Source organism: Actinotignum sanguinis, assembly GCF_030230305.1.
GTDB classification, from domain to species: Bacteria; Actinomycetota; Actinomycetes; order Actinomycetales; family Actinomycetaceae; genus Actinotignum; species Actinotignum sanguinis.
In genome coordinates this window covers 143,865-157,655 of sequence record NZ_JASPCQ010000001.1, presented here as the reverse complement: position 1 = coordinate 157,655, position 13,791 = coordinate 143,865, and the positions used below count along the sequence as shown (strand labels likewise).

The window sequence follows — 13,791 nt, the reverse complement described above, 5'->3', positions numbered from 1 at the left end:
CAGGGCCTGCAGCTGGGTAGTATGAGACAGATAGGTGCATGCGCGCGGCTAGCCCGGGTGGGTAGTGAGAAGCGCGAATGCCGGTAGGAAAGGTCGGGTATGGCAACAGGGCGCGAACGCGAGGTGGGTCCCGAGGCGCAGGCACGCTTCGAAAAACTCGCCGGCCAGGATCTCACGCGCGTGGCTATTGACACCGGGTTCTTTAGCGGGTGGCGGGCTTCCATCCGCGATATTCTCGCGCATCGCCACCTTCTCGGCCTGCTTACCCGGCGGGAGCTCAAGGCACGCTACAAGGATTCGGTGCTCGGCTACGTGTGGACCCTGGTACGCCCACTTATCAACCTGCTCATCTACTACTTCGCCATCGGCAAGGTATTGGGCGCCGAACGTGCCATCCCCGATTTCGCCATCTATGTTTTCGCCGGGCTCACCGCCTGGGGGCTTTTTTCGCAGATCGTGGCGGCCTCCACCGGTGCGATCGTGAGTAATTCCGGGATCGTCAAAAAGGTGTATCTCCCGCGCGAAATCTTCCCGCTCTCCGCGGCCGGTGCCGCCTTCGTGGACTTCCTCTCTCAGCTGGCCATTTTGGTGTGCGGGGCCCTTATTATCCGCGGGGTGCCGTGGGGGAGTACCCTCATCTACTTCCCGATCTCCCTGGCCGTGGTGGTGGTGTGGGCGGTGGCCTTCGGGCTTTTCCTCTCCGCCGCGAATGTGTACCTGCGGGATGTGCAATACCTCGTGGAAGTTATTCTCCTCATCGGTTTCTGGCTGACCCCTTCGGTGTACTCCTTCGCGATGATTGCCGGAGCAGCCCCCGCTTGGATGATCAACCTCTATCTCCTCAACCCCACCTCGGTGGCGGTTATGGGCTTCCAGCATTCCTTCTGGGCGGCCGGGCAGGGCGCTCTGCTGCCCTCCCATCTCCTCAGCCGCCTGGGAATCTTCCTTATTATTGGGCTGGTGCTGCTCTGGCTCGCACAGCGCTACTTCGCCCGCATGCAACGTAATTTCGCGCAGGAACTCTAAAAGAAAGGCGAGGCAAGGATTCTCATGTCACGTCCCGACGTCATTCAAGTTGATGGAGTTTCGAAGAAATTTATCGTCCACAAAGATAAATCCCTCAAGGAACGCCTGGTTAACGCTGCACGTTCACGCACCCACGCGGAAGAATACTGGGCGCTCAAGAATGTCTCCTTCAGCGTGGCCGCCGGAGAATCGGTGGGCCTGGTGGGTGCGAACGGTTCGGGTAAATCCACCCTTCTCAAAGTGATCGGCGGGATCCTCACTCCCGATGCCGGGCAGGTGCGCACCCGGGGGCGCATGGCGGCGCTCCTAGAACTGGGTGCCGGTTTCCACCCCGACCTGACCGGTATGGAAAACATTTATCTCAACGCTTCTATCCTGGGGCTTTCTGAAGCGGAGATCGATGCCCAGCTCGATTCAATTATTGAGTTTTCGGGGATCCGGGATTTCATCCACACCCAGGTGAAGTTCTATTCCTCCGGGATGTACGTGCGCTTGGCTTTTGCGGTGGCGGTGCATTCGGATCCCGATATCCTCCTCGTGGACGAAGTGCTCGCGGTGGGCGATGAGCCTTTCCAGAAGAAGTGCATGGAGAAGATTCGCCAATTCCAGCGCGAGGGGCGCTCCATTATTCTGGTTTCACATTCCGCGGCGCAGGTCATCGAGGTGTGTGATCGCGCCGTCGTTCTGGATAAAGGCGCCATGGTCATGGTGGGGGACGTGCGCGACGCGATGTCTCGCCTCCATCAGGGCTACCAGGCCCAAATGCTGGCTGAACTGGCCGCGAAGAACGGCGGGGTGCTCACCGCGGTGGATACCCACCCGTGCAGTATTGAGAACGCCGCGATTGTGGACGGGGTGCGCACCTCCGATGATGGGCTCTTCGTGCATATTAGCGGTGACACTATGCGCATCGCCTTTGATCTGGTGGCCCATGAGCCTTTGCATGATTATGGCGTGGTGGTGGAAATCGCCACGATGAACGAGGGCACCCCGGTTTTCGGGATGTCGAGCCGCCGCCTCCAACTTCCTCTGCCACCCATCACGGACCGGGAAACTATCATGGTTGTTCTTCCCGACCTGCCGATTGGGGAGGGCGATTACATTGTTAATCTTGCGATTCTCAACAGTGCGGATATTGAAATCGAGCGGCGTAATAGCGTTGCGCTCTTCACCACCAAATCCGATGGCATGACCACGGGATTCCTCAAAACCTTTCCCGAAGTCTATGTTCATAATGTTAAGATCGAGGCGGGGAGCGCAACGAGCCACTAACCGCGTTCGCGGCCACCACGCTCCCGCGAACAGAGGGGAACCACGTGCCAGTTATCGATGCCCAAGCGCGCAGCGCTCCGCTGCGGTGGCGCACCCGTGGCTTCGCGGGCCTGGGCGCTCTCCTCTATTCCCTCGCCCTGTCGTTTATCTACGGTGTGAACGCGTGGGCCATCGGCCCGGTGCACGCCTGGGTGGCTGACCTTGGGCGCCTGCAATGCGGAACTGAGTTTCCGCGCCTGTACCTGCAAGAAGGGCGCTGCCCCACCATCGGTTTTCCGGAAGGGACAGCCACGGTCAACGGCGGTATTTTTAGCCGCGCGGCCACCTTCTTTTCATTAATATTTCCCGGCGACGTCGCCGCAACGCTCTCTGCGTGGTACCTCATCTGGATCGTCCTGGCACTGGTGGGCGCCTACGGGCTGTTCTTCTGGCTCACGGCGCACCGCCTGATCGCGGCAGTGGCTGCCGCGGTATGGATGATCAACCCTTCCCTTATCGGAATGGGGAATTTTGGTACCACCTTCTGGGGCGCTCTCCTTCTACCCGCCACCATCTACGTGGGCACGGTGCTGCTGCGTTTCTGGCTGCAGCCGCCCTGGTGGCGCCGGCTTCTCGCTTTGGTTGGCTGGTGCGGGGTTCTCACCTGGGCTGTTTTCCTTGACGGTTATTCTTTCGTCATGCTCGGCTTCACCGCTGGGGTGGTGGTTATTGTGCTACCGCTGCTGCGCGGGCGTAGCGGTCTGCGGGATGCCGGTCTGGGCTTTGTCTATATGTCGGTTGCCAGCGCAGTTGCGCTAGTGGTCTATTACCGCAGCGCCGGTGGTGCCCTGGCCGGCATGGGTACCAGCGAAGATTTCTTCCGCTCCATGGGAGTGGATGTCGCTACCACGATTATCCCCACCTCGAGCGTATGGTGGGCCGACCTCCTCGGAATCGGGCTGGATGCGGATGTGCTGTGGGGAGACGGCACCAACGTCCGCTGGAATTACATCGGTATCGCGGCCTTGGTGCTGCTCGTTTGTGTGCTGGTCTGGGCGCGCGGGCCACGCCGCTACGTGCTGCTCTGGGCTTGCGTGGCGCTGGTGGCCTTTGTTATCGCCCTGGGGCCCTCGCTGAAATGGTGGGAGATCCGCGGTCCGCTGACCCCGCCGATCCAGGTGAGCGACTACCTGATGCCCCGCTCGGAGGCCGTGTGGACTTTCCCGTGGGCACCGCTGTATGAGGAGCTCCCGGGGCTCGATCTCATGCGGGCGATCTACCGCTGGATGCTGGTGGTCCGCCTGGCTCTTCTCGCGGCGCTCGCGAGCGGTATCAGCGCATTGGTGCGCAGCGAAGCGCGCGGCAGCTGGAGGCGGGTAGCCTGCGGAGTTTTAGCCACGCTGGCTGTGGTGGGCTCCGCCCCGAACTTCGCCGGCCTAGCGGTAGGGGCCAGCTACCGTGCCACCCATCTTGAGGCACTTATCGGTGAGATTCCGGAAAAACTTGATGCGGCTCTGCCGGACGATGCCGTGGTGGCTTTCAGTTCCCCGGTATCAGGCGGTAATGATTTCCTAGCCGGGGTGCTCGCGAGCGAGTCTGACCTGGTCCTCTACAACACCTTCGGAGATAAAGATGTGGCCCGGGCCCGCGAAAACTGGACCCCGGAAATGCAGGATGTCATCGGTTCGCACGTGAACTTTGGGCATTCGGTGTGGCAGGTGCTCTACACCGGGCAGGTGCAAGCGGTTATCATCCCGAATTTTGATTTACGGTGGGGAATTGAACAGGGGTCCACGGATACTTTTGCCGCGGAGGCGCAAGCGTTGCGTGAACAAATTGCGTCCGATCCGCGCCTGCGGGTGGAACCCCATAAGGATTTCACCATCGTGACGCTCGCGGAATAGCGCATTGGCGTACTAGCAGGCAAGTGCGCCAATGCGCCAGCGCATGATCGGCGTGCGCGTTACCCGGATGAGCGGCAACGCGCACGCTTCGCCCCCGATGCCCTCGGTGCTCAGACGCGCGTAATCCCCGCGAAATCAAAGGCGGCCGCGAGATCCTGGTGGAGGCGCGGCACGCCCATAATCTCCTGAATATGGCGCTCACCCGCGGTAGCGAGGCGCTCCCACAACTCATCATCACGCATGCCGTCCACGATGGCCCGGGCGAATTCCTCCGGGCTATTGGCGATCAGCGCGGTGTGGCGGTCCTCCAAGCCCATACCCTCTGCGCCGATATCGGTGGTCACAATAGGCACGCCCCAGGAGAGAGATTCTCCGACCTTGCCCTTCACGCCAGCACCGTAGCGTAGCGGCGCGATGGAGAGCCGGGCCGGATTATAAACATCGGCTAAATCAGCGGCGTAGCCGCGTAGCTTCACACCGTTCCCCTCAAAAACGCGCAGGGATTCCGGCGGGTTCTTCCCGTACACATTGACCTCGACATCACCGAGCTCTTTACGCACCAGCGGGTGCACCTCGGTGAAATACCATTTCAGGCCATCCGCGTTCGGGGGATGGGCGAAGGAGCCAATAAAACTGATGCTGCGCCGGCCCGTCAAACCGGCGGGGTGCTCTACCGGGACGTGCACATTCCCCACTACAAAGACCGGAAGTTCGGGGTGGTCCGCATGCAGCATCTTGGCCTCTGCGGAGGACACAACCAGGGTGGCGGTGCTCGCTCGCATAACCCCGAGCTCCAATTCCTTAGTTTGATGCGCGGCGGTGATAAGAGCAGCGTCATCGGCAAGTTTCGCTTCGCGTAATTCGCGGGTACCGTGCAGATCCACCGTGTCAAAAATAACGGGGACACCCGGAAGTGCGTGGGTAATGGGGAAGAGGCTTGCGGCGGCTACCCCGACTCGGGAGAGTATCACCCCGCGCACATTCCCGCGCAGCAGGATGGTGAGGGCTTGCCCGCTAATATTCGCGCGGCCCATATCGTTATATGTATCGTAGACAACCTGGATCCCGTACGCGGTCAAATTGCCGACATAGGGTTCGTGGCGGGTTTTGTTTTGCGGAATGAAGATGGGTTGGTATCCGAGCCGGAGCAGTTCCAGCAAAATCTGTTCCATTCGCACCGAACCCGAGTCCAGATCCGGGGTGATAACAGCGCCGTCGCATACAATAACAACATTTTTCGTATGAACGGCTCTTTCGATCTCAAAATCGGGATCCTCTTCTGGACTTAACGGCTGCGCGGCCAGCTCAGCCGCCCATTTTTGCCGGAACTTGTCCCGATTGATGACCTGGTAACGTTTCGTTCCAGACGAGGTTTCGGTCCCGTTCGATACGCCTTCGTGGTGAATAACGAGGGAGCGCGGTTCATAAACGGTGCGGTAGCCCAAGCGCCGTACTTCAAAAGCCAGATCGGTATCTTCGTAGTAGGCGGGAATATAGCGTTCATCAAAGCCGCCCAGTTCATCAAGAATGGACTTGCGTACCGCCAAGCACGCTCCGGAACAGTAATCAACATCCCGGAAATAGGTATAGGAGTGATTTTCGGGATTATCTCCCTTCCCGTAATTCCAGGCGCTACCGTCAGAAAATACCACGCCGCCAGCTTCCTGCAACGTACCATCTGCGTACACCAAGCGCGCTCCCACCAGCCCAATGGTGGGATCCTTCAGGCGTTCCACAATGGGCAGGAGCCAGCCGGGATTCACTTCGGTGTCATTATTGAGATAGATAACAATCTCACCGCGCGCATACTGGAGTCCGGTATTGCAGGCCCGAATAAAACCGCCGTTTTTCGGCATATGAACAACGCGCAAGCCGATAATGCGATCCAGCTTCTTGCCGGTGGAATCCGGGGAACAATCATCTACCGCGATGATTTCATAAGGAATATTCCCTGCCGTTTCCGCCACCGCTTTCAGGCAGGCAAAAGTTTCCTTCCAGTGCCCGTAGACAGGAATAATGATGGACACCAGCGGCCGCTCCGAGCAGGGCACCTGGTAGAGAAGCTTCTGGAGTACCTTGCGCCCGGCAGTTTCCGCTCCCGGAACGCGGCGCAGCGCGGAACGGAGGGCAGTCATGGCCGAGGAAGAAGAAACATTCGTCACGGCGGAATCCTTTGGTTGAAGAGGCGGCATCGGCTGTTCTGTTCTTTGAATTGTACTGTAGCGGCGCGCCGCGGCGCGGGAAGCACGGACCTCGCGGCGCGGGATACTGTTGGGATGCCGGCGCCCTCCCAGCGTGCACCTGCGTATCTCCCCGTGCGAGCCCGCGTAGCTTGTTAGGCTAGGTGCTGGATAATCGCTGATATGGCGGAGAGGGATATGAAACTATTTGTGCAGGTTCCGTGTTTGAACGAGGAAAAAACCTTGCCCCTGGTACTGGAGTCCATTCCCAAGGAAATTCCGGGCATCGATAGCATAGAGATCCTTATTATCGACGACGGATCGACGGACGCGACCGTGGAGGTCGCTAAATCCTACGGGGTCACACACTTTGTACGCCACGCCCGCAACCAGGGCCTGGCACGCTCCTTCCGGGACGGCGTGGAATACGCGCTCGCGAACGGCGCGGATATCGTGGTGAATACCGACGGTGATAACCAGTACCCCCAGGAAGCTATCCCGGAACTGGTGGCCCCCATTGTGGCCGGGCGGGCCGATATTGTGATCGCGGACCGGCAAACCTCCAAAATCGCGCACTTCTCCCGTTTCAAGAAGCTCATGCAGAATGTGGGTTCCCGGGTGGTCAATCGGGCGGCCGGCACCAAACTCCCGGACGCTGCCTCCGGTTTCCGCGCCTACTCCAAGGGCGCGCTCTACCGCCTCAATGTGGTCACCCAATTCTCCTACTGCATGGAGACTATTATTCAGGCCGGTAATAAGCGCTTGCGTATCGACTCCGTACCCATTACCACCAACCCGAAAACTCGCGAATCGCGCCTGTTTTCCAATATTTTCCAGCACATGTTCAAATCGGGAACCGCGATTGTGCGTTCCTACCTCATGTTTAAACCCCATGTGCCCCTCGGCTGGACGGCAGCGATTACCGGGATCCTCGGTGCCATTCCTTTTATCCGCTTCCTCATCTTCTACTTCATGGGGCAGGGCGCAGGCCATATCCAATCTCTTATTTTCGGTTCGGCCATGATCGTGGCTTCGATTATTTCCATCACCATCCTCATCATCGCGGACCTGCTGAAAACCAATCGCGTGCTCCTCGAACAGCAACTGGAGGGCATTAAAGCCCTGCGCTTCGGCCCGCCGCGCCCGCTGGCTGCCACCGCGAGCATCGAGCAAGCCCCCCATGCGCTCGAGGTGCCCGATGAGCTGGAATCCCGCCAGGTGGGCGAGGCGGGGGAGGCCCGCGCGTGAGAATCCTGGGCTTTGGTACCTACAACACCGCGAACCACCCCCGGGTAGGGGTGCTGCTGCGCGGATTGGCTGACCACGGGCATACCGTGCGTGAACTCAACTACCCCCTCGATACCGGCACCGCCGGGCGGGTAGCTGCGCTCGCCAGCGCCCGCGGGGCACTTTCTTTCGGTGCGGATATTGCCCGGCACTGGTGGCGCCTGGTGCGCGGAGCCCGGCGCTTTCGCGGCCCGCACGCCCCGGACGTTATCGTGGTGGGCTACCTCGGCCACTTTGATGTGCTCCTCGCCCGTCTCCTTTTCCCACGCACCCCCATTGTGCTCGACCACCTTATTTTCGCCTCCACCACCGCCACTGACCGCGGCCTGAACACCGGCATCAAAGACCGCCTGCTGCGCACCCTGGATAGCGCCGCTATTCGCGCCTCCACCATCACGGTCCTGGATACCCCCGCGCACCTGGCACATATGCCCGAAGCCCTGCGCGCTCGCGGCGTTGTTGTTCCCGTGGGCTCGCCGGAAAGCTTCTTCGCGGCCCGCAGCGCGCATCCGGTCCACACCCCACCCCGCGTGGTTTTTTACGGCCTCTTCACGCCGCTGCAGGGCACTGTCACGATTGCGCGTGCCCTGCGCCTCGTCGAGGAACGCGGCGTGGACCTCGAGGTTACCCTCATCGGTACCGGTCAAGATTATGCCGAAGTGCGCGAGATTCTGGCGGGCGAGGGCGCGCACGTCCGGGTGACGTGGCGGGATTGGGTCGACGCCGCCGCGCTGCCGCGCGATATCGCCACCCATGACCTCTGCCTGGGAATCTTCGGAACTTCGGATAAGGCCCAGCGTGTGGTTCCGAATAAGGCCTATCAGGGCATGGCCGCCGGCCTGGCCCTCATCACCTCGGATACCGCCCCGCAACGCGAGATGCTCAAAGAAGCCGCCTGCTACGTTCCCGCGGGGGATGCCAGGGCGCTAGCCGATATGCTCGTCCGCCTTGCCGCGGAGCCGGAAGTTGTTACCGCGGCACGCACCCGCGCCGCCGCGCGCGCGGATCTAGCTTTCCACCCCGCCCAGGTGGTGCGCCCCCTCCTCGCCGCCCTCGACCGAGTCCCGGGCCGGCGCGGCACGAGCCGCAGCAAAGTCCCAGATTTTGGTGCAAATATCCACCAGAGCGGCGAAAAGAGCACCCGGTGAAGAAAATTCTTAGCGTCCTGCAAGCACCTCCCATGCGGGCCGGGTTTATGATCCTCGCGGTCATTGCCGCGATCTGGGCCATCGTGGCCAACCGGGAGGCCGTGGGAGAGGCGCTAGCCGCACTGCCCTGGTGGGTGAGTTTGGCCGGAATCGCGCTATCTCTCCTCTACGTGGCTTGCACGATGGTTTCCTGGCGCTACCTTCTCAATGACGTGGGCCAGCCCGTCCCTGCGCGGGTAGCCCGGCGTATTTTTTATAGCTCCCAAGTGGCGAAATACCTGCCCGGCGGAGTGTGGAATTTCGTGGCGGCCGCGGAAATGGGCGCGGCGCATTCCATCGCCCGGCGGCGCTCCTTCGTGGCGTTGCTCGTCTCCATGGTAGTTTCCATCGTTACCGGCCTGGTGCTCGCGGTCCTCGCGCTGCTCCTCGGCCCGGCCGGCCTCATGGCGGATTACGGCTGGCTTGCCCTGGCCATCCCGGTGGGCGTGGTGGCCCTGATTCCACCGGTTCTCAATAAAATCATTAGCCTGGGCCTAAAAATTCTGCGGCGCGGGCAACTGGAAGCACAGCTGAGTTGGCGCGGCACCGGCCTGGCGGCATTGTGGGCCGCGGCCGGATGGCTCCTCATGGGCGCCCAGCTCTGGCTCATGCTCATATACCAGGGCATGGCCGCCTCGATCCCCACCTTCCTGCTCGCCACCGGCGGTTACGCGCTAGGCTGGACCGTCGGTTTTCTTGTTTTCTTCGTCCCGGCCGGGGTGGGGGTGCGGGAACTGGCTCTTGCCGCAGTACTTTCTACCGCGGTTGGGAGCGGGCCGGTTGTCGTCGTCGTACTACTCTCGCGCGTTTTCACGACTCTCGCGGACGTGAGCCTCGGGCTCCTCGCCGGTTTCGCCGCGCGCCGTGCGGCCCGCCGCTAAAGTCTGCGGATGCAGATACTCGCGCCACGCGGCACGTAGCGCGCTCAGATGCGGGCGGTAGCGGCGCACAACAACGTACGCAACCGCGCAGGAAAGTCCCACGCACAACAGGAGACCCAGGAGCGCGCGGGGCGGCGTCGTCCAGGCGACCGCGAACACCGGGGTACGCAAGCCCACGTAAAAACGCCAGGCCATCCGCACCGTGAAATCAATGGTGGTGACGGCGAAGAGCAGTGCCCCGGCCAGGGAAAGAACCGGAAGGAGGCGGGAGGCACGCGCGGGATCCGTCTGTTTACGCAGGTCGTGATGCTGGAGGAGGGCCGCCGCGCATGTCACCAAGAACGGGAAAACGAAGGGGAACCAATAGCGTCCCTGCCACATAACCAGCGGGATACGATCCGCCACCGCAGTATTGAGGAGCAGGGCGCTGAAGGGGAGAACCACCACCCCGAAAATAACCGCGCGGCGGTGGTGGCGTGCCCCGGCCCGGTAGACCGCGATAAGCAGGCAGGCGAAGAAAATTACGTAGCACAGGGAGACCGGGCTGCTCGGCTCCACGTTTCGCCAGCCCGCGGTACCTATTGTTTCGTGGATGTAATAGGGCATGGTCCCCAGGATTTGTAGACCCATGCGGAAAGCACCCTTATTCGCCACCGGATCGGGTGCTTTCCCGTAGGTGGAGGACAGGTAATTCCATCCGAACCAGGCGAGGCACCCCAGGGCACATAGCGCGAGGAAAATCCAGAATCCGGGGGTGCGCAGGTAGCGCTGTACCGCCACGCGCCCAAAAATAATTGCGAAAAGTAGACACAGCAGTATCGCCCAGTAGGGACCCACCGGGCGCGCGCAAATGAGGGGGATAGCGGCTAGACCCCCGCCGATCCAGCGCCACAGCTCTTCGCGGGCGGGAACGTGGTTGAGGAGGGGGAGGAGGAAACCGGTGAGGGCCAGGGCCGCCCCGATTTCCATCGATTGCGGATTAGAAAAACCGCTGAGGGAATAGAAACCCGGAGCGAGCAGGCCGATGGTGAGATAGGGGAGCGCCGCGCTGCGCAGCCCCGCGTAAAGAGAAGAGAAGCCGAGCGCGGCCAGCCCGGCGAAAAGCCCGGCGGAGAGCACCCGGATACCCCAGAGCACATATTTCCCGGAGGCCAGCAGCAGGGGCCAGTGGGTGAGGTAGTAGTAGAGCGGCGGATAGTTAACCGCCGAGGTGCCCTGGGAGATGAGTTCGTCATTTGTGGTGAAAATACGGGAGCAGAAAGCGGTGGCGGCCGGGTCGTGGCGCCAGCAATCGGGGGCACCGCGCCGCAAAAAAGCGGGGGCATCCACGCGGATACTCTTTTGGGGGATTTGCCCGGTGACCACGGCATAGCCGTAAATTTCGTGCTGGGTTTCATCGGGGCCGCCGTTGAGCGGGGTGAGCAAACTGAGTCCCATCGCATAGATAAAGAAACCCACGAAGGCGAGGAGGAACACTTTTCCGTGCACTACCCGCCGGCGGTCCCGCGAAAAATCGATGGAACGCGCCTCAGCAGCATCGCCGCCCATGATCACCTCGATTAGTCATTGATTTACGTACATCTCATAACAAGTAAGCCCAAGGAATTATATGACGGGCGCGGGAGAATCGGCACATCTGCGCGCGTAGCGCCACGTGAACACCAGGTACGTTCCCGCTACCGTGATGGCGAGCGCGGCGCCGATGAGGGCGTGCGGCGGGGTATCGGTGAGGACCCGCCCCAGTGGCGCCGTGGTGATGCCCGCGTAAAAACGCCAGGCCATCCGCACCGTGATATCAACGGTGGCCAGGAAGAAAAGAGCGGAGGTCGCGCGAGCGAGTGCCCCGCTCACCGTGGAACGACGGCGCCCGGAGGTCGCTATGAGCATCACGCACACCCAGAAGAGCGGGAAGAGGAAGGGGAAGCCGTAGCGGCCCTGCCAGATAGGGAAGGTGGTGCGGCTGAGCACCAGGGTATTCATGAGGACGGCGCTGAGCGGTAGCGATATAAAAGCCAGGGCGATAGACACCCGGTGCCGCGCCTTCCCCCCATGCCACGCGGCCGCCACAACGGCGAAGATGACCACCCAGTAGAGCACCGTGACCGGTACCGAGGTGGTGACCGAGCGCCAGCCGGCCGTTCCGATGGTTTCGTGCATGTAGTAGCGGAAGTTCCCGAGCAGGCGCAAGGTGAGAGCACCCCAGCCGTCGTTGATAACTTCGGTGGGTGTGGGGCCGTAGATTGTGGAGATGCGGGTCCAGGTCAGCCAGCCCAGGCACCCGGCCGCGCAGAGTGCCATAAATATCCCGAAAGCGCGGGTACGAATATAGGTGCGCACCCGCTCGCGCCCTAATACCCCGGCCAGCAGCAGGCACATGGCAATAGCCCAGTACGGACCTACCGGGCGTGCCAGAATGAGCAGGACTGCCGCGCAGCCTCCCGCGATCCACCGCCTCGCCGTTTCCCGCGGGGAAAGGGACTGAACAAGCGGGATGAGGCACCCGGCCATGGCGAGGGCCGCCCCGATTTCCAGACTTTGGGGATTGGAAAAACCCGCGAAGGTGAAAAAAGCCGGGGTGAGGACGGTGAGGGCGATGCAGGCTTCGAGGCGATGGGGTAAGCCGGCCACGAAGGCGGAAACCCCGAAAGCTGCCAGTAACGAAAAGAGCAGCGCGGAACATATTCGCACGGCCCAGAGCGCCGCCGCACCGCTGAGGAAACGCAGGGGCTGGTGGGTGAGGGCGTAGTAGAGGGGCGGGTAATTGACCGCGCTTGTTCCCATTTCCCGCAGGGTGGCATCGGAGCTGAGCGGGGGTGAACACCACGCCGTTTGGGCGCGGGTGGTGCGCCAGCAATCGGGGGCACCCGAACGCAGGTAGCGCGGGGCGAGTACCCGTTCCGATTCGAGCGGGATATTACCCGTGACCACCTGGTACCCGTAAATTTCGTGCACGGGTTCATCCGGGGAGCCCTGCAGCGGGGTGAGCAGGCTCAAGCCTGTGGTGTAGCAGAGAAAAGCGAGAAAAGAAAAAAGGAAAATCCGAGGGGACCACAGGCCGCGGGCGGTGGGAGCGGGCGGGTCGGTCGGAGCGGGCGGGGCAGCCGGAGCAGCCGGAGGAGCGGGGCGGTGCGGACGAGGTGTCATACTGCCGCATCACCGATGCGTCCGCCGCGCCGCCGCCGCGCATCACGTAATCCCTGGCGCATGAGCTGGCGCCGCTCGGCCCCGCGGTCGAGGAGCAGCCCGTTAAAAGCCAGGTATTTCGCCAGCCACCAGGCATAGCGTACCCGCCACTTGCCCGGGAATAGCGAACTGCCAATCACCCGGGCGGTATTGCGCACCAGATAGTAATTGCGGATCGGGGCATGGACGTGGACCGGTTGCGTGCGCCCGGGAAGAAGAACGACGGCGTCACCTAGGGAGTGGTAGAGCCGGGCGGCCGTCACGCACACCAGGCGCCACCCCTGGCTGCGGGCCCGCACGCCCCACTCCAGGTCCACGTGGTCGATAAAGAGGGCGGTGCCCATCCCGCCCACGTCATCGAGCGTCTCCATCCGAATGAGGCAGCCGGAGGCGATAAGGAAAGCAACGTCGAGGACCGGGCGTTCCAGTTCGGCCGCGGTGGCGCGCTTGGGGGCCCACTCGCGGGCAACGTAGACCAATTGGTCCTCCCCTTCGCGTTCTTCGCTGGGGAGGGGGCCGGCGGCACCGATCTGAGGATCACCGGCCAGTACCTCGAGCAGGCGGGCCACCATATCCGAGCCGACCAGGGAATCCTGATCCATGAGCAGTACGAAACGAGCGCCGCGGGCGCGAGCCTGCTCAATGCCGATATTCGTGGCCGCCGCAATCCCGAGATTCTGGGTGAGTGAAATGAACTGGGCATCCACCGCGCGGGCGCTTTCCGCTACGGCTGCCCGGCGCGATTCTTCCGAACCGTTATCAATAACCACCACGTGCCCGACCTGCATGGCCAGCGCGGTGAGACGAGCGGCGCAATTCCCGTCCGGGTTATAGGTGATAACGACCGCGGTGACCTGGTTGGCAAGGGCAGATAGCTCAGCCCGCTTCATAA

Annotated in this window: 10 protein-coding genes; 6 read left to right on the top strand and 4 right to left on the bottom strand. The window is 61.9% G+C overall.

The features are described from left to right. Positions 1-99 precede the first annotated feature (99 nt). Genes QP828_RS00725 through QP828_RS00715 form a run of 3 tightly spaced genes read left to right on the top strand, consistent with a single transcriptional unit; the run spans position 100 to position 4,181 of the window. Positions 100-1,026 carry an ABC transporter permease gene (locus QP828_RS00725; protein WP_279057930.1) on the top strand — a complete coding sequence of 309 codons (927 nt, stop codon included), beginning with the start codon at positions 100-102 and terminating at the stop codon, positions 1,024-1,026. 24 nt (positions 1,027-1,050) lie between these two features. Beyond that, entirely contained in the window at positions 1,051-2,298 is a 1,248-nt protein-coding gene (locus QP828_RS00720; RefSeq protein WP_279057931.1) for an ABC transporter ATP-binding protein, read from the top strand. Between the two features lie 44 nt (positions 2,299-2,342). Then, a complete protein-coding gene (locus QP828_RS00715; protein WP_279057932.1) occupies positions 2,343-4,181 on the top strand; it encodes a glycosyltransferase family protein in 1,839 nt (612 codons plus the stop codon). Positions 4,182-4,291: 110 nt separating this feature from the next. Here QP828_RS00715 and QP828_RS00710 read toward each other — a convergent pair whose 3' ends face one another. After that, a complete protein-coding gene (locus QP828_RS00710) occupies positions 4,292-6,343 on the bottom strand; it encodes a glycosyltransferase (RefSeq protein ID WP_274734830.1) in 2,052 nt (683 codons plus the stop codon). A 216-nt stretch (positions 6,344-6,559) separates the two neighbouring features. Here QP828_RS00710 and QP828_RS00705 point away from each other — a divergent pair, with 216 nt between their 5' ends. From QP828_RS00705 to QP828_RS00695, 3 genes are read left to right on the top strand one after another with little or no spacing between them, the layout of a single operon-like run. After that, the gene (locus tag QP828_RS00705; protein WP_126135037.1) at positions 6,560-7,609 is read left to right on the top strand and encodes a glycosyltransferase family 2 protein; all 1,050 of its coding nucleotides are present in this window, start codon (positions 6,560-6,562) and stop codon (positions 7,607-7,609) included. Continuing rightward, positions 7,606-8,796 (top strand): glycosyltransferase family 4 protein, encoded by a 1,191-nt coding sequence (locus QP828_RS00700; RefSeq protein WP_274734833.1) that lies wholly within the window; start codon positions 7,606-7,608, stop codon positions 8,794-8,796. Before QP828_RS00705 ends, QP828_RS00700 begins: the two co-directional genes overlap by 4 nt. Next, a complete protein-coding gene (locus tag QP828_RS00695) occupies positions 8,793-9,716 on the top strand; it encodes a lysylphosphatidylglycerol synthase domain-containing protein (protein WP_274734834.1) in 924 nt (307 codons plus the stop codon). The genes QP828_RS00700 and QP828_RS00695 overlap by 4 nt, the downstream gene beginning before the upstream one ends. Here the strand turns inward: QP828_RS00695 and QP828_RS00690 are convergent. Genes QP828_RS00690 through QP828_RS00680 form a run of 3 tightly spaced genes read right to left on the bottom strand, consistent with a single transcriptional unit; the run spans position 9,630 to position 13,789 of the window. Then, positions 9,630-11,264, bottom strand: a complete 1,635-nt coding sequence (locus QP828_RS00690) for a glycosyltransferase family protein (protein WP_274734836.1) — start codon at positions 11,262-11,264, stop codon at positions 9,630-9,632. The genes QP828_RS00695 and QP828_RS00690 overlap by 87 nt on opposite strands. 57 nt (positions 11,265-11,321) lie before the next feature. Continuing rightward, positions 11,322-12,860, bottom strand: coding sequence for a DUF2142 domain-containing protein (locus QP828_RS00685; protein ID WP_274734838.1), 1,539 nt, complete (start codon positions 12,858-12,860; stop codon positions 11,322-11,324). Next, entirely contained in the window at positions 12,857-13,789 is a 933-nt protein-coding gene (locus QP828_RS00680; RefSeq protein WP_274734840.1) for a glycosyltransferase family 2 protein, read from the bottom strand. Before QP828_RS00680 ends, QP828_RS00685 begins: the two co-directional genes overlap by 4 nt. Positions 13,790-13,791: the final 2 nt, after the last annotated feature.